The organism is Sinomicrobium soli (assembly GCF_003285545.1).
Classification (GTDB): Bacteria; Bacteroidota; Bacteroidia; order Flavobacteriales; family Flavobacteriaceae; genus Sinomicrobium.
This window is the reverse complement of record NZ_QLNV01000022.1, coordinates 1-22047: the sequence shown is the minus strand read 5'-3', so window position 1 is coordinate 22047 and position 22047 is coordinate 1. Positions and strand designations below refer to the sequence as shown.

Below are 22047 nucleotides of genomic sequence, written 5' to 3'. Positions count from 1 at the left end.
TTAGTTGTGTTATGTAGTTGGGGGTTGAAGGTTTGAATCACAACTCTGAACTCCTAACTGTTTTGTGGCAGCAGGGTTACAAATTATTCTTTACATTTACAGGTATCAACCAGATCCGGATGCCTATGAAAAGACCCCTACTACTACTATTCCTTGGTTTTCTGCTTATTTCGTTTCCCCTGGGGGCACAGGAGTCTCCCTGGCAGAAAACGGCCCTGCGCGATATTCCTTCCGGGCTGGTAAAAAATGCCGGCACGCCGGACGGGTACCTGTTGCGGAGCGATGCGCTGCGGGCGCAGCTCGGCACCGCTACTTCCCGCTCCCTGTCGGCCAGGAGCGGCGGTACCGTGGTAAGCTTCCCGGTACGCCACGGCGGTACCGAGGCCTTCAGGATATCGGAGACCCCGGTCTTATCCCCGGCGCTGGCCGGGAAATACCCGGGTATCCGGTCGTACCGCGGGGTGTCCCTGCAGCATCCGGGCACGGAGATCCGCTTCAGTATGGACCACCTCGGCCTGCATGCCACGGTACACGATGCGGAAGGCACCTATTACCTCAATCCTTCGGAAACGGAAAAAGACCGCTATTACCTGGCTTCCCGCCAGGACTTTTCGCCCTATGAAAAAGCATTTACCTGTGCTTTCATGGCCGATGCACGGCCCATGGGCATCATCCCTCCCCAGGGCAACCCCTCCGGCAATGGCCCCGACGACGGCGTATTGCGCACCTACAGAATGGCCCTGGCCTGTACCGGGGAATTCGCACAGTACCATATCGCCCAGGCGGGGGTTACCCAGGGTACCGACACCGAAAAAAAGGCCGCCGTACTCGCTGCCATGAACACCATCATGACCCGGGTAAACGGTATCTACGCACGCGACCTTTCGGTTTTTTTACAACTTGTAGACCACAACGACACCCTTATTTTCCTGGACCCCGACACCGACGGGATGACCAACGACCGGGGCAGGACCCTGATCGAAGAGATACAGCCTATTATCGACTCGCTCATCGGTGCGGACCATTACGATATCGGGCACGTATTCAGTACCGGCGCCGGGGGCATTGCGGAACTGGGATCGCTGTGTACGGAGAACAAGGCCAGGGGGGTTACCGGCACCTCATCGCCGATAGACGACCCCTTTGCCATAGACTATGTAGCCCATGAAATAGGCCACCAGTTCGGCGCTACCCACACCTTTAACAACTACTGCGGCGACGAGCGCAGCAACCATACGGCAGTGGAGCCGGGCAGCGGTTCCACCATCATGGGCTATGCCGGGATATGCCCCCCGAACATCCAGGTAAACAGCGATGCCTATTTTCACGCGGTAAGTATTTCCCAGGTATGGGAGCATATCGCTTCCGGGAGCTGCGCCATAACGGAAAGTACGGGAAACCTCCCTCCTGCGGCCGATGCCGGAGACGACCGGGTGATCCCGGCCGGGACGCCCTTTGTACTGACAGGTACGGCTTCCGACCCCGACGGCGATGTACTGACCTACTCCTGGGAACAGGCCGACAACCAGATCTACGAAGGATATCCCGATGCTTCCTCGCCCGGCGGGCCCCTGTTCCGTTCCTATCCCCCTTCGGAAATCCCCGAACGGTATTTCCCCCGGCCGGAAGATATTTTTTCGGGAAGCCTCTCCAATGCCTGGGAAGTACTCCCCGCCACAGGCCGGGAGCTGAATTTTTCCTTCCTGGTACGCGACGGCCACCCGGGGGGAGGACAGACCGGCAGCGACCGGGTACGCCTTACCGTCACCGCTGACGCGGGGCCCTTTACCGTAAGCTCCCACAACACGACGGCCACGCTTACCGCCGGTCATCCCGAAACCGTTACCTGGGATGTGGCCGGTACCCACAGCGGGGCGATCGGGGCAGAAACCACCGATATCTTCCTGCTTCCGGGCAACGACCTCAACAACAGGGTACTGCTGGCCGAAGGAGTGCCCAACAGCGGGGAAGCCACCGTGGTGGTCCCCGGCGGCATAAGCACTTCCGAAGCGCGGATCATGGTAAAGCCCGCAGACCAGGTGTTTTTCGCCGTCAACGGGGCCAACCTTACCGTCGTCCCGGCAGATTACACCATGGATTTCGAAGCGCTTTCGCAGACTGCCTGTACCGGCGAAGAAGCGGTATACACTTTCGTATATCACACTTATAACGGTTTTCCGGGCACCACCCTTTTTTCGGCAACGGCCCCGGAAGGCATCGATGTGACCATCGACCCGGAAAGCGCTACGGCAGACGGTACCGAAGTTACCGTGACCGCTTCGGGCAGTATACCGGGAACATACACATTACAGCTTACCGGAACCTCTGGCGACAGTACACCGGAGATACCGCTCACCCTCACACTTCACGACACCGGGTTTGCCCCCGTGGCCCTTACCCTTCCCGAAAACGGGGCTACGGACATCCCTCCCGAAGGCGTTGCCCTGGAATGGGAAGCCCCGCCCAATGCCGGCAGTTACGAAATACAGCTATCGGAAACCCCTGATTTTGCAACGGCGGTACAGCAGGACACCGTGGCTTTTCCCGTATTCCGCCCTTCCTCCCTCCGGAACGACCGCACCTATTACTGGAGGGTAAGGCCCCTGAACCCCTGCGGGGCGGGAGCTTACGGCAGTCCCTTTTCTTTCAGTACCCCGGCCACGGGATGCCATACCTACACCAGCAGCGACACGGTAGTGATCCCCGAAAACAGCTCAGGTACGGTGACCTCCGTGCTGGAGATCACCGATAACGACATGATCACGGGCGGCATCACGGTAAGCCTGGATATTACCCACAGCTGGGCAGCCGATCTTACCGTAACGCTGACCTCTCCCTCCGGTACCGCGGTACGGCTTTTTTCGGATATCTGCCCGGGATCGGAAAACATCAATGCCGTTTTCAGCGATGCCGGGGCGCCCGTAAACTGCAACAACAACCCCGCGATAGGCGGAACAGTACGGCCCGAACAGGCCCTGACGGCATTCCGGGGAGAGCGTACCGAAGGGACGTGGACCCTGAGCGTTACAGACAACCATATTTCCGATGGCGGAACGATAAACGCTTTCGGCATTACCCGCTGCCCCGATCCTGCCGCAGACAATTTTGTCATAGAGACGGCGGAAGTTTCCTGCGAGGGCAACAGCGACGGTATCATCTCGGTAACGGCCATGGTGGCGCTGCCCTACCAGGTGACGATCAGCGGGAACGGCATTCAGCACACAGAAGACTTTACGGAAACCTGGTCGGCAGAAAACCTGCCCGAAGGGACTTACGAACTGTGCTTTACCGTAACCGGCAATTCTTCGTTCCGGCAGTGCCATGAGACAGCGGTCGCCATATCGAGCGGGCTTTCGGTAATTCCCGTGGTACACGGCGGCAACAACACCCTGGAACTGCAGATGGACGGCGGGCACCGCTATACCATCTCCCTTAACGGAACGGTTACCGAAACCGACGCGGAAAACATTATCCTGCCCCTGGAACCGGGTGAAAATATCCTTTCGGTAGTTTCGGAACAGGACTGCCAGGGCACATACGAAACCCGTATATTTTTTGCTCCCGATGATATTGTCGTCTATCCCAACCCCTTTACCGGCCCGGTATATGCCCGGATAGGGAACGATGTGCAGGGTCCGTTTCACATACGGGTATACAACCTGTCCGGTGTGCTGATGGCTTCCGGGAGCTATGAACAGGCCACGGCAGACATCCCCCTGGAGCTCCAGGGGCTCAGTCCGGGAGCCTATATCATAAGCATAAAGGGAAAAAATTTAAAAAAGACGGTCAAAGTCATCAAAAGTCCGCAATAATTTCGTACTTTCAAGACCGGAAAGTTGGCATTTGGGACCCTATACCCGGTTCCGGGTACTTATAACGGGTATACTGCCCATTGTTGCAATAAAAAATTACTGCTGTTTATTTTTTTGGGGTAGTTTAACATATTAATATGTTAATGGAATAAGCACAGTAATCAGGCCGTCTGGATCAGGCGGCCTGTTTTTTTGTGTTTCCGGGAATAACCGGGGCAGCAACAGCCCGGCAGCAGACGGTTACAGGGTTTCCGATATCTCGTCTATCATCCTGTTTACGGAGATAATCCCCCCGCCCGAGAGGTACCACACTTCCGGGTTAAGGTATATGATCTTCCCGTTTTTATAGGCATCGGTTTTTTGTACCAGGGCATTTTCAAAGGCTTCCTTTTCCAGCGGTTTTTTGGTCACCACGGCACCGCGGTCTATCACATAGATATACCCGGGATTGATTTCCTGTATAAACTCATACGATATTTTCCGCCCGTGGTGGCTTTCGGGCGAGGTCTGCAGGTCTGAAGACGCTACCGGCACCCCCAGCACATCGTGGATCATCCCGAAGCGCGAACCGCTTCCGTAGGCACTGACCCTGCCGTTGTTGGAAAGCACTACCAGTCCTTTTTCCTCCATACCGGCCGTACGGGCCCTTACGGCTTCCACTTTTTTCCTTATAGCATCAAGAGCTTCATCGGCCTCCTTTTCCTTGCCGAATATCCCGGCCAGGGTATGTACGTTCTTTTCAAAACTGCTCATATACTCCTTCGGGTCGAGCTCCACAAAAACGGTAGGGGCGATCCTGGAAAGCTCGGGGTAGTCTTTCTGTAACCGGGCCGAGGTAATGATCAGCTCCGGGGCCAGGGCGTTGATCTGCTCAAAATCCACCTCCACCAGGGTGCCCACATCGGCTATCGAGGCATCATCGCGGTATTTTGCCAGGTGTGAAGGCAGGAAAGACGATTTGGGAATCCCCGCCACCGGTACCCCCAGCACATCCAGCGTCTCGAGGGAGCCGTAATCAAGTACCACCACGTTTTCAGGATGCTGTTTTACCTCCGTCGTACCCAGGGAGTGTTCTACGGCAATTGTTTTGGATGCAACGGTTCCGTCCGCAGCGCCATCCTGTTTTTTCTTATCGCCCTTACAGGCCGACAGGGCCACCAGGAGGCTTAACACCGAAAGAGAAAGATATTTTTTCATAAGAAATGTATTTAGGTTTAACTGTTTATATATAATTGTCATTCAGGCCGTAGCCCCTGTCATTCAGACCGAAGGGAACCCGCCTGTCCGGCAGGCAGGGAATCTCCAACCCGGCCCGAAGGAACCTCAACAGCACAACGGAGCAAAAGAGATTCCTCCTATCGTCGGAATGACAAAGCCCTGTCATTCAGAGCGGAGCGCAGCGGAGGGAAGAATCTCCAACCCGGCCCGACAGGCACTATCGTCGGAATGACAAGTCCGGCTTCGGGATAACAGCCCCCGCACTTCCATCTTCGGACCTCCGACTTCCCTCTCCCCCTTCATCCGAAATAATTACAAACGTTCTTCCCGTTCAGGGATACGATCTCAAAATCCATATCGAAGACCTCGCGGAGTATTTCGGGGCGGATGATATTTTCTGTTTTGTCGAAATACGCGATCTTCGAATTTTTCAGGGCTGCGATATAATCGGAATAACGGGAGGCAAAATTGATATCGTGCAGGACCACCACGATGGTTTTTCCCAGTTCGTCCGTAAGTTTCCGCAGGACCTTCATAATATACACCGCGTGTTTCATATCGAGGTTATTCAGCGGTTCATCCAGCAGAATATGGTCGGTATCCTGGGCCACGACCATGGCCAGGAAAGCCCGCTGCCGCTGTCCGCCGCTGAGTTCGTCAAGGTACTGCTGCTGTATCTCCTCCAGGTTCAGGTAGCCGAGGGCCTCGTCTATTTTCTGCTGGTCTTCGGCCGTAAGCCTGCCCTGGGAATAGGGAAAGCGCCCGAAACCCACCAGTTCCCTTACGGTAAGCCGCATATTGATGTTGTTCGACTGTTTGAGGAACGACAACTGCCGGGCCAGGATGCGGTTTTTGTAATCATTGATATCCCTGTCCCCCAACAGTACCGTCCCCCCGTCGTGTTCCAGCAACCGGCTGATGATGGAGAGCAGGGTACTTTTTCCCGCCCCGTTGCTCCCGATCAGGCAGGTGATCCGGCCCTTCGGGACCCGGATGGAGACCTCTTCCAGTATGGATCTCTGCCCGTAGCGTTTGGTAATATTCCTGGCTTCTATCATATCTTTCTGGTTCTTAGCAGGAGGTATATAAAATAGATCCCCCCTATAAAATTGATAATAATACTGATCACGGTGTTGAACCTGAACAGGTGCTCCACCACAAACTGCCCGCCCACCACGGCGATCACGGACACCAGGCAGCAGCTGAGGATCAGGGTACGGTGCCTGAAGGTCCTGAAAAGTTCGTAGGTCAGGTTGGTCACCAGGATGCCGAGAAAGGTGATGGGCCCTACCAGCGCCGTAGACACCGATACCAGTACGGCGATCAGCACCAGGTATACCCTTACGGTCCTGTTGTAATCCACTCCCAGGTTTATGGCATTTTCCCGTCCCAGCGCCAGTACATCGAGGTATTTCATATAGCGCCAACCGACGATAAAGGTAATGCCCATCAGCCCGAAGGCATACCAGAACAGGTCGAAATTGATCCTGTTGAAGGAAGCGAACATCTGCCCTTCGACCATGAGAAACTCGTTGGGGTCTATCAGGATCTGCATAAAGGACGACAAGGTGCTGAACAGCGTACCCAGCACCAGCCCCATCAGCAGCATGAGATAGAGGTTTCGGTGCCTTTTCCTGAAGAGTACCGCAAACAGCCCGAGGGCAAAGAGGACCATCAGGACCACCGAAATGAAAAAGTTATTGCTGTGGGTCAGCACCTGGAAGGTCTTGTCGCCGTAAATAAACACGATAACGGTCTGGAACAGCAGGTATACCGCCTCGAACCCCATGATGGAAGGGGTGAGTATCTTGTTGTTGGTAATGGTCTGGAAAATGACGGAAGAATACGCCACACAGCAGGCCACCACGATCATGGTCGCTATCTTATACCCCCGGCGTTCCAGCGCATAGGCCGTTCCGGGCCCGAGGTTGTACAACAGGAACAGGGCGCACAGCAAGATGCTGATACCTGCGAGGACCGCTATTTTTTTCCTGAACGGCTTCATCGTCTTCGCAATAAGAGGATTACAAATACGACACCGCCTATAATGCCCACCACCACGCCTATGGGGATCTCGAAGGGGTAGATGATCACCCTTCCCGCAATGTCGCAGGCCAGCAGGAACACCGCCCCGAACAGGGCCGTAAGCGGCAGGGTACGGCGCAGGTTATCGCCGAAGAGGATACTGATGATATTGGGAATGATAAGCCCCAGGAACGGGATGGTACCTACGGTGATCACCACCACGCTCACCGTAAGCGACACGCAGAACAGCCCCAGGTTCATAATGGTGCGGTAGTTGAGCCCGAGGTTCCGCGAAAAGGTTTCCCCCATGCCCGCCACCGTAAAGCGGTCGGCATAGAGATAGGTAAGCAGTATGGCCGGGACACTCACATATACCAGCTCATACCTGCCCTGCAGTACCGCCGAGAAATCGCCTATCATCCAGGCGCTTACATTCTGTACGATATGGTGTTTATAGGCAAAGAACGTGGATATGGAATTCAGGATACTCCCGAAGATGATCCCCACCAGCGGGATAAAGATCACATTCCGGTGCCGGATGTTGTCGGTAATTTTCAGGAACAGCAGGCTGCCTGCAAAGGTAAAGGCAAAGGCAAACAGCATCTTGTACATGGGCGACAGCTGCGGGAGGAGTATAAACCCGAAGAGCAGCCCCATTTTGGCCGCATCCAGGCTCCCGGCCGTAGTGGGCGACACAAACCTGTTCTGTGTCATCTGCTGCATGATCAGCCCGCTCACCCCTATGCCCGCCCCTGCGAGAATAAGCGATATGGTACGCGGAATACGGCTTATGGTAAGGACCATCACCTCCTCGTCCCCCAGGCGGAGCATATCGGCCGGGGCGATCCCCCTGACCCCTATAAAGAGGGATACCACGGCAAGTATGACCAGCAGGAATATGAAGATGGTGATTCTCAAGTGTCAGCAGTTTCTCAAAACAGCCACAAAGATAGATTGATTCTAAATAAAATAAAAATATTAACGAAACGATAACAGTTCCGGAGAGCCCTCCCCGCCTGTCCGGCCGGCAGGCAGGGAATCTCCAACCCGGCCCGAAAGAATCTCAACAGCATAACGGAGCAAAAGAGATTCCTCCTATCGTCGGAATGACAATACCCTGTCATTCAGAGACCTAACGTTTAAGCAACCGCATCAATGAAGATGACGTTTTTGTCTTCATAGATCAAATGTGATAAACCCACACATAACTCCTCCCTTCAGACGAAGGGAGGTGGCTCATCTTCGATGAGACGGAGGGTTTTGAAAGCCCGGATCATAAGGATAATCCCAAACCTTTGGGAATATACGTTAAAGTTCAGGCCGGTCAAAACTCCCCGGCCAGCATAGCTGCCCACCCCTCCCAGCCTGTCCGGCAGGCAGGTTCATCTGAAGAGGGGAGTTTTTAAAATGGAGCAACTTACCATAGATACGTCATGGGTAGCGAAGCGAACCCGCCTGTCCGGCCCGAAGGAACCCCAACAGCACAACCGGGAAAAATTCCGTATTTTTAAGAAAAACACGCCCTGTTATGTTCAGATCACTGAAAACCTTTTTTATCCTGCTTAAAAAATCATTTGTCCGCTGGAACACGAACGACCCTTTTCCCAAAGGGGCCACCATTGCCTATTACACCCTTTTTTCGTTGCCGTCGCTGCTGATTATCGTGATTACCATAGCCAGCATGTTTTTCGAGCGCGAGGCCGTACAGGGCCGGATCACGGCGCAGATAGGCAGTTTTGTAGGCCAGGATTCGGCAAAGGCCGTAGAGAACATGATCGTCAACGTATCCGATTCGGGGGGGTCTGCCTGGGCCATTGCCCTCAGTATCGGGATGGTACTGTTTGCGGCCACGGGAGTGTTCCTGCAACTGAAAAGGGCGATGAACGACATCTGGAGCGTCGCGGCCCGGAAGGCCAATTTCCGCACCATGCTTATCGACCGGCTGATCTCCTTCGGCATGGTGCTGGTTATCGGTTTCCTGCTCCTTGTTTCGCTGGTAGTCTCAGCCCTGCTCAACGTACTGAAAGAACACATAGAGCAGCTTATGGGCAGCCTTACCGTAAGCCTGGTACACCTGCTGAACTTCGGCATTTCTTTCCTGGTCATCACCCTGCTCTTTGCCGCGCTGTTCAAGCTGTTGCCCGATGTGAAGATCCGCTGGAAAACCACCTTTACCGGGGCGGCCCTTACCACGGTTCTGTTCCTGATCGGGGAATCGCTGATCAGCTTCTATTTCGGCAAGAGCGAGCCGGCCTCGGTATACGGGGCGGCAGGATCGCTGGTCATCATACTGCTATGGGTAAACTATATCTGCCTGATCCTGTTTTTCGGGGCCGAATTTACCGTACAGTATGCCGCCTACAGGCACGAACCGGTAAGGCCCAACCAGTTTGCCGAACCGGCCATTTACCAGGAGATCAAAAAACTCAGCACCCGCCACCTCAGCCCGGAAGAGGAAAAGAAAATACTAAAACGGCTGCGGGACAACCTGGAGATTACGGAGGAGTGAAGCAACCACGCACAGGAGCAAAAGCGCTTTCAACAGCAGTACGTCAAGCCCGGAGATTTAACTGCGTTGAGCCCTTCGGGGTTCTCCTTTCCCGATGCTCGGGACAGGCTGTCGGAATGACAAGTCCGACTGCGACCGGGATGAACTCAATGTCATTCAGACCGTAGGCCTGTCCCGCCCCCTGATCGGATAAGAATCTCCAACAGCATACCAGTAATTCCCTCCCGCTACAGGGGCTTCCGGGTATAACGTACCCCATCGCTGATCGCATCGGTACGGATGTTCCAGGTAAAGGAGAAGGCCAGGGAACCGAAGCCGGTGGTAAGCCGCCATACGTCCTTTCCTGCCGGCATGGCATAAACCTTATACCCGGTGAGCCAGGAGGTTATAAAGTCGATATTGTCTGCAGGGTTTTCAGACAGGCGTGCCTGTATATGATTCAGCACATTAAAATACCCGAACTCTGAGACCGACATGGCTTCGGACAAACGGTAGGTTCCGTCACCGCTGCGTTCCAGGGGCAGGACAAGGTCATCGACCACCGGGTCTTCCTTCCGGGCATAGTTTTCCTCCCAGTCTCCCGGGAGCCGGGGCAGCCTGCCGATACGGCTGTTCCGCAATGCGGCATAGCGGTCGCTGTTGGCCTCCAAAAACCCGGAAGCACTATCACAACCGGTGTCTATACCGTGGTATTTACGGTCGTAGAGCGACCACAAACAGGTGGTGACATCGCGCATCAGTTCCAGTTCGGGGGTGTTAGCCTTAAAGGTGGCATCACTCAGCCAGCCGGCCGGCTGTATTTCCCCGTCAGTGACCCACACTTCCACCCGGTCTACGATATTGGTTTCCATATTCCACCGGTAACGGGTAATATAGACCCGGTTTACCCGGGTCACCTGCCAGTGCTCCCGGTCCTGTTTTTCGGTAAATATCAGGCTCCCACAGCCATAGGTTTCCATCATTTCGGCCAGCGAAAGCCCGTATTTGTCCTGCAGGTATTTAAACACCGATGCGAGCAATGCATACTGCACTGTTGCACTCTCCTCGACATCAAGCGTCCTTATATTGGTTAGTTGCTGCACCACAGTCCCTATCTTGTCCAGTGCTCCCTGTTCCATATCAAGCTGCGATACAGGAACGCGGTCATAGCCGGGAAACCTATCGGGCGGCGCCGGGTAGCGCTCCAGGCTTTGCAGGCGCAGCTTGCGGTAGGCCTTCCGGTTTTTGGTATAAAAAGCGTTGAACGCCATATAGGTACTGTCGTCTTCGGGCAGGGACTGCCCCGCCTCTATCCGGGTCAGCAAAAGGTGCAGCGCTTCTTCCTTACCGGAACGGTACGGCTGCATAAACGCATCGATCTTCGCCTGTAAGCGTTCTTTTTCCGTTTCGTATTTTTCCCGGGCCGTGCTGCTGTTGACCAACAGCAGAAAAAACAGGCCCCATAGATACAAATATCTGCTCATCATTATGTGTTTACCCCGCAAAGGTAGGCTTTCGGGCAGGACCATACCATCGCGGAAATCCGGGAGGTTCAGCCGCTCTTCGGACGAAGAGATGAAACGGTACATACGGAACAAGGCAAAACGGAGTGAAGAATCTCAAACGTTAACCAAAAGAAATTCAACCTCACAACGGCAGAACGACAAAACCCTAAAAAAATATTAACACACAAAACACCTGCTTTCCTGAAAGAAAAATCATCATTCCTAAAAATTTCGTACCTTATGGTCTCCTAAATCTTTAAAGCATAAACCCCAAATGCTATGGACACACCGTATAACCTGATCTTCGGGCAGGATGAATTGCTGTCCGATACCGCGATCCGTACCCTGCCCGACTGGTGTTATCATCCCATCACCTTTGCCGGGGAGCGACGTTATTACCGCTTGCCCGAAGCCGAGATCCTCAGCCAGCGGGTCAACCAGCGGCCCTTCTATATAGACCTGGTACAAGTCAGGGCCCGCAGGCCGAAGCGTATAAGGTTCAGCCTCCCACGCCGGCAGCTATTCCTTTATGTTATGCTGGAAGGCGGCCTGCTCCTTACCACCCCCGAAAATTGCCCGATCACCCGTACCCGGAACAACACCTTCCTGTTGCTTTACTACAACAAGGGAGAGTATATGGTACAGGTCGGCACCGGCCACCACACCGCCCTGATAGTCACCTTTGCCCCCGAATGGCTGGCCAGGGCAGGCCGGGACTTCCCGAACATCCTGCCGGTGTTTGAACGGTTCCGCAGCAGTGATACGCCTTACGAGATCATGCACCCCCAGCCCATCGGCCGCCGCGTACACCGTTGGCTGAACAACATATTCAGCTATTCGGAAAACAATATCAGCGCACTGGACGGCAACCTGCGGAAATATTTTTCGTATATCCTCGCCCATTACGATACCACGCTTGGCGTCCAGAGCCACGACCTCGCCTACCGGGTCAGGGTATATCTCAACGAACATTACCGCGATGCCACACTAAGCAACCAATACCTCGCTGCACACTTCCATGTAACAGCACGTACGCTCCGCAACCATTTTAAGCGGGAGTACGGTACGACACCACATGAATATTACAGCAGGCTCAGGATCACAGACGCCATCATGCAGATGGAACGCAATGATCTGAACGCAAGCGACGTCTACCTGTCCGTGGGGTACAGTGACGAGAGTTCCTTCCGTTATGCCCTTAACCGGTTCCTGAAAAGACAGTAAAAGTGAATTTTAACACTTTTCAGGAAAAAACGGAAAGCTTTCGACCGAGTTTGCAGCATTTTTACCGTTTTCCCCTTTCAGGCGTAAAAACCCCGGCATAATTTTACATCTATAATCCCACCGACCCGGCAGCCCTTCGGGATTAGGGGTTGCCTGTAAACTCGTGCCACCCCGATGGCACGAATCATTTAACCAATTTATTAATCTTAAAATTTACGAATATGAAAAAATTAAAATTTGTCATTGCGGCTATGGTTATAGCCGTTGGCGTAGTCGGAGTGTTTGCGTTTAGTGTAGACGAAAAGGAGCCTGTACAACAAATGTATGACCTTAGAGAAACCCCTACTGGTCCTATACTAGAAACTGGAACTGCTGCAGAAATCAATGCTTATAGTAATGAGCATTACGATGAATGTACAGGAAACGGTGAAAATTGTACCTACGTATTTGAAGCTGGTACTTCAACTCGTGAAACTTCGTTAGAAAGACATGAGGTCGAATAAAATGAGTTTAATTTTTCATCTAATGGCAAGCATGACACGTCTTATACAGATAGTGCCATGCCTGCCTATTTTCTATTGAATCATCTGCCCATTACAATGTGCCATTAGATAGAAAATAATCCAAGTTTTCCTTATTAACCTTTTTTGGTTCTGTTATAGCCTTTAGAATCCCATGCTGGTCTAACCAAAATTTTCTCGATACCCCATCATAGCTCATGAAATCTTTATAAAGATCCCCAGATACACGGTTAGTCCTAACACCATCTTCATTATAGGTGTAGCTTGCACTATTGATGACAAATGTTAATTTAAGATTGCGTAAGAGTGATTTACTATCAAGAAAATCTTTTACTTCCTTAATGTCTTCTTCTGGTTCCGGACTTACACACAGAATAAGTATGTCATTACCAAACTCACGTTGAAGAGAATCCAATTTGGGCAACTCTCTAACGCACGGTTTACAACGCCTGCCCCAGAAATTAATAATCAGATTTCTATCACCCTGCAATTCTTTGACGGTAGTCCATTCGCCGTTGTATACTAATTGCACTTTATAGTCCTGGAGCAGGCTATCTCCAATTTTAACCTGTCTTTTATCCTGACCATACACGATTGATTGTACGAATAATAGTCCCAAAATAATACAAATACAGTTTTTCATCATCTTTTATTTAAATTTAATATCCAAAGTTTTGAGTAAGTGAAGGGTTTTTATCCCTCTCTGTTCTGGGGATGGGGTACAGTACCATAAATTCCTGCCAGTTTGGTTTCCGTTGTGGCATTACCTCATTTATAGTTTGCCATCGTTTGAGATCGAAAAAGTGGAGTCCGTTTTCTGTAAAGAGTTCTCTCTCCCGCTCAATAGCCACTTGGTTAATTGCTTGCTGTTGGTCCCCCGTCAGTGCGATATCCGGTAAACCTGCCCTATTACGGATAACATTCAAATCATCGGTAGCTGCATCATACTTGTTTAATCGGACGTTGGCTTCGGCTCTTATGAAGTATTGTTCTGCGAAACGTAACAACATGGTATATTCAGCTCTGTCACCTGTTGTCGTACTCCGCAATTTATATTTAGTAGGGTAGACATAAATGTTTTCGCTTATTGCCCTACTTCCTATCCATAAGTTTTTACGCATATCCCCTTCATCAAAACTGTCAATAAATTGAGGTGGAAGCAGGATTGTAGGGACCGAGCTTTCTGATGAAGGCGGTATCATAACCGATAAATGACTATAACCATTTTCTCTCCACAATTGAAGAATGGCTTCATCACCATTTTTGATGAATACATCATTCAATGGCGGTAGTTCATCTAAATATTCCAAATTAATCACTTCTGTTGCATAAAACAGGGCCCGTTCCCAATCCTCGAGGTAGAGGTAAACCCGCGATAAAAGTGCATTGGCGGCAATCTTATTCGCCCTGGTCTTCTCTTCATTCCGATATACGGACAATAGTTCTATTGCCTGTTCCAGGTCATCTATTATTTGCGTGTAAATAGTAGCACTTTTTTCACGAGGGGCAATGGCTGTTTGATCAACATTGGTTCCGATAATTAATGGCACATCACCAAAAATATTAATCAAGTAAAAATAACAGTAGGCACGCATAAACCTGCTTTCGCCAACAAGCCTATTTCTCAGTTGATCTGAAAATGCAGATGTTGACGATAGACCTTCAAGCGCCGCATTGGCCTGGTAAATTACATTATAAAGGGCTCTCCACACATTAAGAACGTAACTATTGTCCGTCTGAAGATTATTATTTAGGAAATCGATATATGACGAACTTGTACTTGTTGATGTGACCTCCCCTGTGTATAGCGCCACTCTCGAAATGAAATTGGTTTCAAAGGTACCCAGCGAAGCATACAGGTTCAAGGTAGCTTGAAGGGCAAGCGTTGAATCGGAAAAAATCCTATTGGCGGTTACTCGGGTAGAAGGTTCCGGAATTTCGATCATTTCCTCGCATGAGTATATGGAAGACATACTCACTGCAAAAAGGAGGATATATATACGTTTTCTCATTTTCAAAAGGTTCAAGTTTTACAATCTGATAGAACAACCTATAGTAAAGGAACGTAAGGTTGGTGCCCCAAGGGATGAATTAGCAACTTCAGGATCATTAGCACTCAATGGTGACCATGTAATCATATTCTGAGCTAAACCAAATACTTCAACTGATGAAAAACGAAGCTGTTTGGCAATGGCATCCGGGAATCTGTACCGCAAGGCTATATTTTTCAATCTCACATAGGAAGCATTCTTTAAGGAAGCGTTTGATCCATTCATGTAAGATAATGCTGTACCGACTTCTCTGTTACTTATTAAATAAGCCTTTTGCACATTGGTAATATCTCCAGGATTTTGCCACCGACTAAAAGCACCAGAGAATTTGTTGTTATTCAGAGGACCAGGAGCCATATAAGAGTAAATATCTACTATGGATTGCTGCTTTACAAATTGAAAGAATATATCCAGGCTTATACCTTTAAACTGAAACTGATTGCTCCAGCCCCCGTAAAAATCGGGACTGGTTTTCCCTCGCGCGATAAGATCGTGGGGATAGGTAATAGCCCCGTCTCCATTCAAATCCTCAAACATGGCAATACCGGTTTCCGAATCAATACCCAGATAATGATACCCTTTAACATTACTTAGGTCTTCACCAACGGTATATTGATTGGCATAGCTTGAATTTTCCAGTCCGGGATATCGTACCAGTCTATTCTTTGGGAAGGTAATATTAAAAGAACTGTTCCAGAAAAAGGATTCCTGTTTTACCGGCACTGAGGATAATTCAATTTCCCAGCCCGTATTTTTGACTAGTGCAGGGAGGTTTGCCTGATAATCGCCAAACGGACCGCTTATATAAGGAATGGGATAGGCGATCAATTGATTATCACTTTGATGGTTAAAATAGGAAAAGGTAGTCTCTAAGCGGTTATTAAAAAAACCTAATTCCATTGTTCCTTCCAATTTTTTTGTAGTTTCCCATTGGTAATTTGCGTTTGAAATGTTGGAAGGATTAAGTGCACTCATACCCATGTAGGTATAAGTATTGCTGTATGTTGCTAAGTATTGATAATCCGGAATTTGGTCGTTTCCGACGATCCCAAAACTGCCTCGTATCTTACCGAAACTTAAAAACGACCAATTGTCCTTAATGCTTTTTTCTTCGGAAAATACCCATCCTATACCTATTGCCCCGAAATTCCCAAATTGATTACCCGGTCCGAAGCGGCTTGATCCATCTCTTCTCAGGTTGATGTTTAGTAAATATTTATTCCGGTAATTATAGTTTATGCGGCTGAATATTGAGGCGTACTTATATTGACCATAAGTGTTACCTGCACTGCTTATTCTTCCCGCAGCCCCTAAGTTTTCCAAAAAGAGATCATTCGCGTAATCGTCGGCATAGATTCGTTCCATTTCTCTTTCGGTTTTTTGCCACGACATCCCTAAGAGCACACTCACTTTCCCAAATTTATTGGACGTGGAAAAGTATAATTGTGGTTCAGCAATTAGTGTCGAAGTATTTTGGTTTCCGAAATAAGCCTTGTTTGTTGCCCCGCCCAGCGGAGGGTTTTGCGAAGTAGCAGGGTCTCCCGCCCAGCTTTTCATCGCTGTCGAAGTATATCCTAAACTTGTCTTGAACGAAAGGGTAGGGAAAATTTGATAACTGAGGACTAAATTAGTAACGAAATTACCTGTTTTGTTGGTCGCTTTCTGCTGTAAGTAGGCCGCCGGATTTCGAGAAGCCTCCCAATTGTAGGAACCATCTTCCAGGTAAATAGGAAAATTGGGAGGTAATGATGCCATTTGCAAAACTCCCATGTCTTTTAAGGTTTTATTGTCATCTATCGTATAATTTAAGGTGGTCTGCAGACTGAATTTTTTGTTTGAAGAACGATGATTAACATTTAGGTGTCCGCCATATCGTCTATATAGTAAGTCTCCGGGCAATACAGAACCTTCACGGTAATAATTAAGACCAAGCAAAAATTGTGTTAATTCTGATCCGCCAGAAAAAGAACTTTGCAAACGGGTCAAGGGAGCACTATTTCCGATCAGGTAATCCTGCCAATCCGTGTTTTGGGTTGTATCCCACACCATAAGATCGGGTGCATATCCGGGATCGAGGGGATTTGCAGAGGGTTCCACTCCTTCGTTGCTGTACGCTTCCCGGCGTAACATTAAATACTCTTGAAGAGATAGATATTCTGCTTTACGGCTTACCTGGCTAATACCTTGTGAAAAATTAAGGGTGACTGTTGGGGTATGGGCTTTGCCCTTTTTTGTGGTTATCAAAATGACTCCATTGGCACCGCGGCTTCCATAAATTGCAGTTGCATCCGCATCTTTTAATACTTCAATACTCGCTATATCATCAGGAGAAAGACTATTAAGAGGGCTCACCTGGCCATTAAGAAAACTGAGGTCAGAAGTTCCAATGGTGAGGGTATTGGATGAAAACGGAACTCCGTCAACAACAAATAGCGGCTCCACTCCTGCTGCGATTGACTGCCGGCCGCGTATTTGCACATTAACCTTCCCTCCTGGTAAACCATTTGTAGTTTGTATGAATACACCGGGAATACGACCAGACAAAGCGGATAATACATTTGTCACAGGTTGATTTTCTATTTCTTTAGCTTTTAGTTTTCCAACCGATCCTGTGCTTAGCCGCTTTGTTGTTGTTCCATAGCCGATTACTACCGTTTCATCCAACACCGACAAAGAAACCTTTAGTTGAACGTCAATTCTTGCAAGGCCGCTTACCGACCTTTCCTCTGTTTTAAAACCTATAAATGAAAAGACCAAAACATCCGTTTCCCTTACAGTTATGCGATATACCCCGTTTTCATCAGACATGGTACCGTTTTGTGTATTTTTTATAATGATATTGACCCCTGGAAGCGGCAGACCGCCTTCGTCGGTAACCGTTCCGGTGACCTGGTGTTGATCATTAATTTGTAAGGGGGATAATGCCATAGCAGGTAATGGCAGGCTCAGTAAAATAAGGGCAATAGTTATGGGGCACCAGCAGGACAGGCCCGCTAATGTAATGATCTTCATAATTCTAATATTTGAGTGTTAGTACAAAAGCCCTGCGGGGTTGCAGGCCGTTAAGTTGCTGGTAACAGGTTACAGGTTATCATACATTTTGACCCTTGAAACCAGCCGGAGCTGCTAATTCATCCAGTTTTTGTACACACTCCCGGAGTTCCTCTGTAAGGACCTTATTGGTTTGTTGTAGTTCCTGAAAAGTGGCCATCTCGGCGCTCCATTGCTGTTGGAGCTCTTGTAGTCTTTGGTGTGGTGTTTTCATAATACGTGTGTTAGTGTGTGATATTGGTATAGAAAACCGGCCCTTTTACCGTCAGAAAACAGATTACGCTTGCACGTCAGGGAAAAAGAAGTTACTTTTATGAGCATTGCGAGTACCCGATAGATGTAACGGTCTTTTACCCCTGTGGCAAACCCTATGGGTGTTTTTCGCGGGTACGGGCCGGTGGTACCGGACAGCATGCATGGCCTGACACGCCTTGCGTTTACTGCCGGTGGTGCCCTCATTCCGGGGCACGTTTGATGTTTTGAAATAAGGATGGTATCGCTTGGGATTGTGGCCGGGTGTTACGGCATAGGGTAAAGCCTGTTGCCGGTGATAGACCGTAGAAGTGCTCTGGTGGATGTGGTGTGCTAATCGTTTTCATAATCGTTGGTGGTTATGTAAACGAGCTCCTTAAAAAACATAAGGGGCGAGACCTTACATCAACCCACTCTTCTCACAGGAGTCAAGACTCTTGTGCAGACCTAAAGCGTTTGCTTTAGGTGGTACCTGGAAGCGGACTTCAGTAAGGCTCACCCCTACGTCATTATATGGCGAATATATAATATCCGTAGGAAATGAGCTGACCTTACCGCCTCCTTCCCAGGTACCAAGTGAGAAGTTGGAGACTCGTTTAATCGTTAGACAAATTCTAAATCAAGCTCAAACCGTATGACTTGTTAATTGTCTAATCATATGCAAATATATGAAAGTTGATTTTAAAAGTCAACAATATTTAAAATAAAATTATGTCTAATTATTAAATCAATCGTATAGCAGAAGTTCTAGAGGAAAAAGACATGAAGAATAATGACCTGGTCATTCACCTGGAAGTAAAGAAGGAGACTGTTTCTAGGTGGGTGAATAACAAACAACAACCCACTTTAAATACGCTTAATGAAATTGCTAAATTTCTCAATGTTGACATAAGGGAATTGCTTCATCAAAGTGAATGGATGAAGGCTAAATAATATAATTGTATTGATATGCGTAACCCCAAATGGCACCCCGATGAAATTTTATTGGCTCTAGAGTTATACTTTCGTTTAGAACCGGGGCAAATCCATGCCAGGAACGAAGAAATAATCCAGTTATCTCACCTTCTTAATAAGCTTCCTATCCACAATAACATCCCCAATATTACTAAACTCCGTAATCCTAATGGCGTCGGGTTGAAACTCAGCAATTTCTTAGCTATTGATCCCAACTACAAGGGTAAAGGCATGCAAGCCTACAGTAAACTTGACAAGGAACTCTTTGACAAGTTTGTCAATAATAAAGAGGAACTAAAGAGAATAGCGAAACAGATAAAATCTACCATTGACGGTGATACCAACCTTCAACTTTACCATATAGAAACAGAAGAAAAGGAGTTTTTCGAAGCTAAAGAGGGCGAGATTATTTACAAACTACATAAGCTAAGAGAGCGCAACCCTACCCTAACCAAGAAAAAGAAAGACAGCTACTACAAGAAACACGGCAAATTGGATTGTGAGGTTTGCAGGTTTGACTTCTATGAAGTGTATGGTGAATTAGGGAAAGGGTTTATTGAATGTCATCATAGAGTGCCTTTATCTCAGTTGGACGGGAAGTCTAAAACGAAGTTGGAGGATTTGGCTTTGGTCTGTGCTAATTGTCATAGGATGCTGCATAGGGATATGGAGAGTGTTGGGGTTGAGGAGTTGAGCAAGAGGGTGGAAAAATAGGTTTTTTCTTCTTTTTTTGTTGTTTTTACGGGAATCCGTATGGATTGTTTGATGGGATTTGGTTATTTTGTACTAAATCAATTAATTTTAATTCCCCATAATTATTGAAAGCATGTCTCAAAACAACCAACCAACTAGGAATCAATTCCTGAAATTTTTATCTGACTGGGGATTATTCACTATTTCTCTTATTATTATAATATCTTATACTGTCTTTTCTTCTTTACCAGAAAAAAATAATACCACTATTTGGGTAAATATATTGTTTGTGGTATTGAACTTATTAGCCGCTTTCTATATTTCCAGACAGGTTGCATTATGGGGGTGGCAAACAGATAATGCAGCTAATCAAAAACGAATTGCCAAAACAGCCATTAGACATAATAGGGCAAACCTATCCTCAATTATAAAGCTTATAAAAATTGTAAAAGAGAAGACAGAATCTGTGAAAGACCCTCTAATATTCCAATACCTAAAAGAAATCCAAAACCATTTGGAGATATTGTACAATGGTATCAAAAATTCTGAGGCAGACTTCTACGAAATAGTTAATGAAGAGTTACAAGAACAAAATGTATTAGAGATAGAAATTTCAGAAATTTTGGAACAAAAGGAAGTACTAAAAAACGAGCTTAAAAGCACAAAAGCGGAAGGTGAAAGATACAAAGAAACCATTCAAACACTTAAAAAGGCTATAAGAGAGAAAGAATATGAAGTATTGTCTAAGGCAAGCGAGCTCCCCTTTGGCCAATTCTCAATTTCTCCAGATTCTCCATTAAACGATATGGAAACGAACTTTTGGAATTCGAAGGAAAGTAAGGATTTAATTAAACAAATAAGTGACAGTGTTGCTAACCTCGAATTCCTTTCTAGTGAAGAAACCAAAGAATAGTATAGGGGTTAATTTATATATCCTGTTCGGCGAAGTTTAAAATTTCACAGGTAGACTCAAGGTACATATTGAAAAGGCAGGAGAAAGAATCAATGCGAACAATAATATCGAATACACATTTATACTGATAAAGAAATTACCATCGAAAATGGTGGAGCAAGTGGTACAGAATGTTGGTGAATAATTGGTTGGATAAGCACTGAAAATGATGAAAAATAGGTATTACAAGTCAAAGGGTTGCTAGGGATATATTTTCCACAAAGTTATGGAAAACTAAGGGTATACTTTTAAATTATAGGAAAAATGAACGAAATATTTTCAATAATGTATAAAGGTAAAAGCTATTACTGTGAATTGGATGAAGACGGATTTGTTTGGATCTCATTAGAAGATGATATAAATTCTAAAACAAACAACGGGCAGGTCAAACCTGCCAGAAATTTGCAAGAAGCGAAAGAAATAGCAGAATTAATGCTTTATTCAATGGGGTATTGAGAGATCAGTAAACAAAATTGCAGAACTTTTAAGAGAGGATATTAGAAACCTTTTGCATAAGAGCGATTGGTCAGCAAGTAAGGCTCCTACTTACTTAGAATTTAAAAGGCAACTTAAAAAAGAAAATAAGTAATGCATAAGCTTAATAATCCTATACAATTTTTTGAATTGGAGATTAATACTGCTGATAATATGGTATGTTCATTTGGATTAATCCCAATTGTTAATTTGGGGACACTTGGGTGTTGGTAATTAAATTATGAAGACAATTACACGGAAATATTATGAAGAAATTTTAGACTGCTATGATGCTATATGTAGCTCAAATGGAGAGGGTATACTAAAATATTTCGAAATCAAAAACAACCTAATTCTTTTACTAAAGAAAATAAATCAATACAACTTATTAAACCTCAATTTATCACACGAATTTTATAGTTTATTAGAAACTAAAGATGAAAAATCGATAGATGAAGAAAGAGAAAAATTATTACAGAGTATTTACCCTTCCTTATTGAATGTCTCCATAGAAAAAAATCATTTCTCTACTAATGAACCGAATTATTTAATTTCATTGGAGAAAAGCCTTATAAAACTTCCCTTTAAGACCTACTCTAACATTAATGACCATATATTAAAAACAGCATCTGACTCATATCCGTTAAAGTTCCATTACCAAAAATTCGAAACTTTTTCAACTCTGAATACCGAAAAGGATTATACCTTATACAAAAAAGAGTTAGAAAAAGATAAATCCGCGATTAGGTTTGTAGGCTTCCCTAAAAATAGGACAGTTTTAAATTCGAATTTACTAACTTTAAATTCAAACTGTCACAATGAAAAGC

The 22047-nt window shown here is 47.4% G+C and carries 18 protein-coding genes; 9 read left to right on the top strand and 9 right to left on the bottom strand.

Features of this window, described 5'->3' with window-relative positions; translation table 11 throughout:
* Nucleotides 1-125 precede the first annotated feature (125 nt).
* Complete coding sequence (locus tag DN748_RS17890; protein ID WP_161554603.1) at nt 126-3812, top strand: reprolysin-like metallopeptidase; 3687 nt, start codon at nt 126-128, stop codon at nt 3810-3812.
* A 240-nt stretch (nt 3813-4052) separates the two neighbouring features.
* Here DN748_RS17890 and DN748_RS17885 read toward each other — a convergent pair whose 3' ends face one another.
* The 4 genes from DN748_RS17885 to DN748_RS17870 form a co-directional block, all read right to left on the bottom strand.
* Nucleotides 4053-5009: a siderophore ABC transporter substrate-binding protein gene (locus DN748_RS17885; protein ID WP_112373208.1), complete on the bottom strand. Its 957-nt coding sequence runs from the start codon at nt 5007-5009 to the stop codon at nt 4053-4055.
* Between the two features lie 320 nt (nt 5010-5329).
* Nucleotides 5330-6088 (bottom strand): iron ABC transporter ATP-binding protein, encoded by a 759-nt coding sequence (locus DN748_RS17880; RefSeq protein WP_112373207.1) that lies wholly within the window; start codon nt 6086-6088, stop codon nt 5330-5332.
* Nucleotides 6085-7035: an iron chelate uptake ABC transporter family permease subunit gene (locus DN748_RS17875; RefSeq protein WP_112373206.1), complete on the bottom strand. Its 951-nt coding sequence runs from the start codon at nt 7033-7035 to the stop codon at nt 6085-6087. The genes DN748_RS17880 and DN748_RS17875 overlap by 4 nt, the downstream gene beginning before the upstream one ends.
* Complete coding sequence (locus DN748_RS17870; protein ID WP_112373205.1) at nt 7032-7973, bottom strand: ABC transporter permease; 942 nt, start codon at nt 7971-7973, stop codon at nt 7032-7034. The genes DN748_RS17875 and DN748_RS17870 overlap by 4 nt, the downstream gene beginning before the upstream one ends.
* A 610-nt stretch (nt 7974-8583) precedes the next feature.
* Between DN748_RS17870 and DN748_RS17865 the strand changes: the two genes are divergently transcribed.
* Complete coding sequence (locus DN748_RS17865) at nt 8584-9564, top strand: YihY/virulence factor BrkB family protein (RefSeq protein ID WP_112373204.1); 981 nt, start codon at nt 8584-8586, stop codon at nt 9562-9564.
* A gap of 227 nt (nt 9565-9791) precedes the next feature.
* On the opposite strand, the gene DN748_RS17860 is transcribed toward DN748_RS17865, so the two are convergent.
* Entirely contained in the window at nt 9792-11132 is a 1341-nt protein-coding gene (locus tag DN748_RS17860) for a hypothetical protein (RefSeq protein ID WP_146746646.1), read from the bottom strand.
* Nucleotides 11133-11327: 195 nt separating this feature from the next.
* On the opposite strand from DN748_RS17860, the gene DN748_RS17855 reads away from it, so the two are divergent.
* A complete protein-coding gene (locus tag DN748_RS17855) occupies nt 11328-12272 on the top strand; it encodes a helix-turn-helix domain-containing protein (protein ID WP_112373202.1) in 945 nt (314 codons plus the stop codon).
* Nucleotides 12273-12493: 221 nt separating this feature from the next.
* The gene (locus tag DN748_RS17850; RefSeq protein ID WP_112373201.1) at nt 12494-12775 is read left to right on the top strand and encodes a DUF6520 family protein; all 282 of its coding nucleotides are present in this window, start codon (nt 12494-12496) and stop codon (nt 12773-12775) included.
* Nucleotides 12776-12866: 91 nt separating this feature from the next.
* On the opposite strand, the gene DN748_RS17845 is transcribed toward DN748_RS17850, so the two are convergent.
* From DN748_RS17845 to DN748_RS19160, 4 genes are all read right to left on the bottom strand, one after another.
* Nucleotides 12867-13439 carry a redoxin domain-containing protein gene (locus DN748_RS17845; protein ID WP_112373200.1) on the bottom strand — a complete coding sequence of 191 codons (573 nt, stop codon included), beginning with the start codon at nt 13437-13439 and terminating at the stop codon, nt 12867-12869.
* Nucleotides 13440-13452: 13 nt separating this feature from the next.
* Nucleotides 13453-14739, bottom strand: coding sequence for a RagB/SusD family nutrient uptake outer membrane protein (locus DN748_RS17840; RefSeq protein ID WP_161554602.1), 1287 nt, complete (start codon nt 14737-14739; stop codon nt 13453-13455).
* 84 nt (nt 14740-14823) lie between these two features.
* A complete protein-coding gene (locus tag DN748_RS17835) occupies nt 14824-17856 on the bottom strand; it encodes a SusC/RagA family TonB-linked outer membrane protein (protein ID WP_112373198.1) in 3033 nt (1010 codons plus the stop codon).
* 79 nt (nt 17857-17935) lie between these two features.
* The gene (locus DN748_RS19160; protein ID WP_161554601.1) at nt 17936-18109 is read right to left on the bottom strand and encodes a hypothetical protein; all 174 of its coding nucleotides are present in this window, start codon (nt 18107-18109) and stop codon (nt 17936-17938) included.
* 764 nt (nt 18110-18873) lie between these two features.
* On the opposite strand from DN748_RS19160, the gene DN748_RS19460 reads away from it, so the two are divergent.
* From DN748_RS19460 to DN748_RS17810, 5 genes are all read left to right on the top strand, one after another.
* Nucleotides 18874-19080, top strand: coding sequence for a helix-turn-helix transcriptional regulator (locus DN748_RS19460; RefSeq protein ID WP_410528322.1), 207 nt, complete (start codon nt 18874-18876; stop codon nt 19078-19080).
* A gap of 15 nt (nt 19081-19095) precedes the next feature.
* Nucleotides 19096-19815 (top strand): HNH endonuclease, encoded by a 720-nt coding sequence (locus DN748_RS17825; RefSeq protein WP_112373196.1) that lies wholly within the window; start codon nt 19096-19098, stop codon nt 19813-19815.
* Between the two features lie 112 nt (nt 19816-19927).
* A complete protein-coding gene (locus tag DN748_RS17820; protein WP_112373195.1) occupies nt 19928-20707 on the top strand; it encodes a V-type ATP synthase subunit I domain-containing protein in 780 nt (259 codons plus the stop codon).
* A 303-nt stretch (nt 20708-21010) separates the two neighbouring features.
* On the top strand, nt 21011-21202 hold the full coding sequence (locus tag DN748_RS17815; protein WP_112373194.1) for a hypothetical protein: 192 nt from the start codon (nt 21011-21013) through the stop codon (nt 21200-21202).
* 259 nt (nt 21203-21461) lie between these two features.
* A partial coding sequence (locus DN748_RS17810) for a hypothetical protein (RefSeq protein WP_146746645.1) occupies nt 21462-22047 on the top strand: 586 nt, incomplete at its 3' end.

Excerpts from the sequence above, each read along its gene's own strand:
- DN748_RS17890 (WP_161554603.1), top strand. The coding sequence starts at position 126 with ATGAAAAGACCCCTACTACTACTATTCCTTGGTTTTCTGCTTATTTCG.
- DN748_RS17885 (WP_112373208.1), bottom strand. The coding sequence starts at position 5,009 with ATGAAAAAATATCTTTCTCTTTCGGTGTTAAGCCTCCTGGTGGCCCTG.
- DN748_RS17880 (WP_112373207.1), bottom strand. The coding sequence starts at position 6,088 with ATGATAGAAGCCAGGAATATTACCAAACGCTACGGGCAGAGATCCATA.
- DN748_RS17875 (WP_112373206.1), bottom strand. The coding sequence starts at position 7,035 with ATGAAGCCGTTCAGGAAAAAAATAGCGGTCCTCGCAGGTATCAGCATC.
- DN748_RS17865 (WP_112373204.1), top strand. The coding sequence starts at position 8,584 with ATGTTCAGATCACTGAAAACCTTTTTTATCCTGCTTAAAAAATCATTT.
- DN748_RS17860 (WP_146746646.1), bottom strand. The coding sequence starts at position 11,132 with ATGTACCGTTTCATCTCTTCGTCCGAAGAGCGGCTGAACCTCCCGGAT.
- DN748_RS17855 (WP_112373202.1), top strand. The coding sequence starts at position 11,328 with ATGGACACACCGTATAACCTGATCTTCGGGCAGGATGAATTGCTGTCC.
- DN748_RS17850 (WP_112373201.1), top strand. The coding sequence starts at position 12,494 with ATGAAAAAATTAAAATTTGTCATTGCGGCTATGGTTATAGCCGTTGGC.
- DN748_RS17845 (WP_112373200.1), bottom strand. The coding sequence starts at position 13,439 with ATGATGAAAAACTGTATTTGTATTATTTTGGGACTATTATTCGTACAA.
- DN748_RS17840 (WP_161554602.1), bottom strand. The coding sequence starts at position 14,739 with ATGATCGAAATTCCGGAACCTTCTACCCGAGTAACCGCCAATAGGATT.
- DN748_RS17835 (WP_112373198.1), bottom strand. The coding sequence starts at position 17,856 with ATGAAGATCATTACATTAGCGGGCCTGTCCTGCTGGTGCCCCATAACT.
- DN748_RS19160 (WP_161554601.1), bottom strand. The coding sequence starts at position 18,109 with ATGAAAACACCACACCAAAGACTACAAGAGCTCCAACAGCAATGGAGC.
- DN748_RS17825 (WP_112373196.1), top strand. The coding sequence starts at position 19,096 with ATGCGTAACCCCAAATGGCACCCCGATGAAATTTTATTGGCTCTAGAG.
- DN748_RS17820 (WP_112373195.1), top strand. The coding sequence starts at position 19,928 with ATGTCTCAAAACAACCAACCAACTAGGAATCAATTCCTGAAATTTTTA.
- DN748_RS17815 (WP_112373194.1), top strand. The coding sequence starts at position 21,011 with ATGAACGAAATATTTTCAATAATGTATAAAGGTAAAAGCTATTACTGT.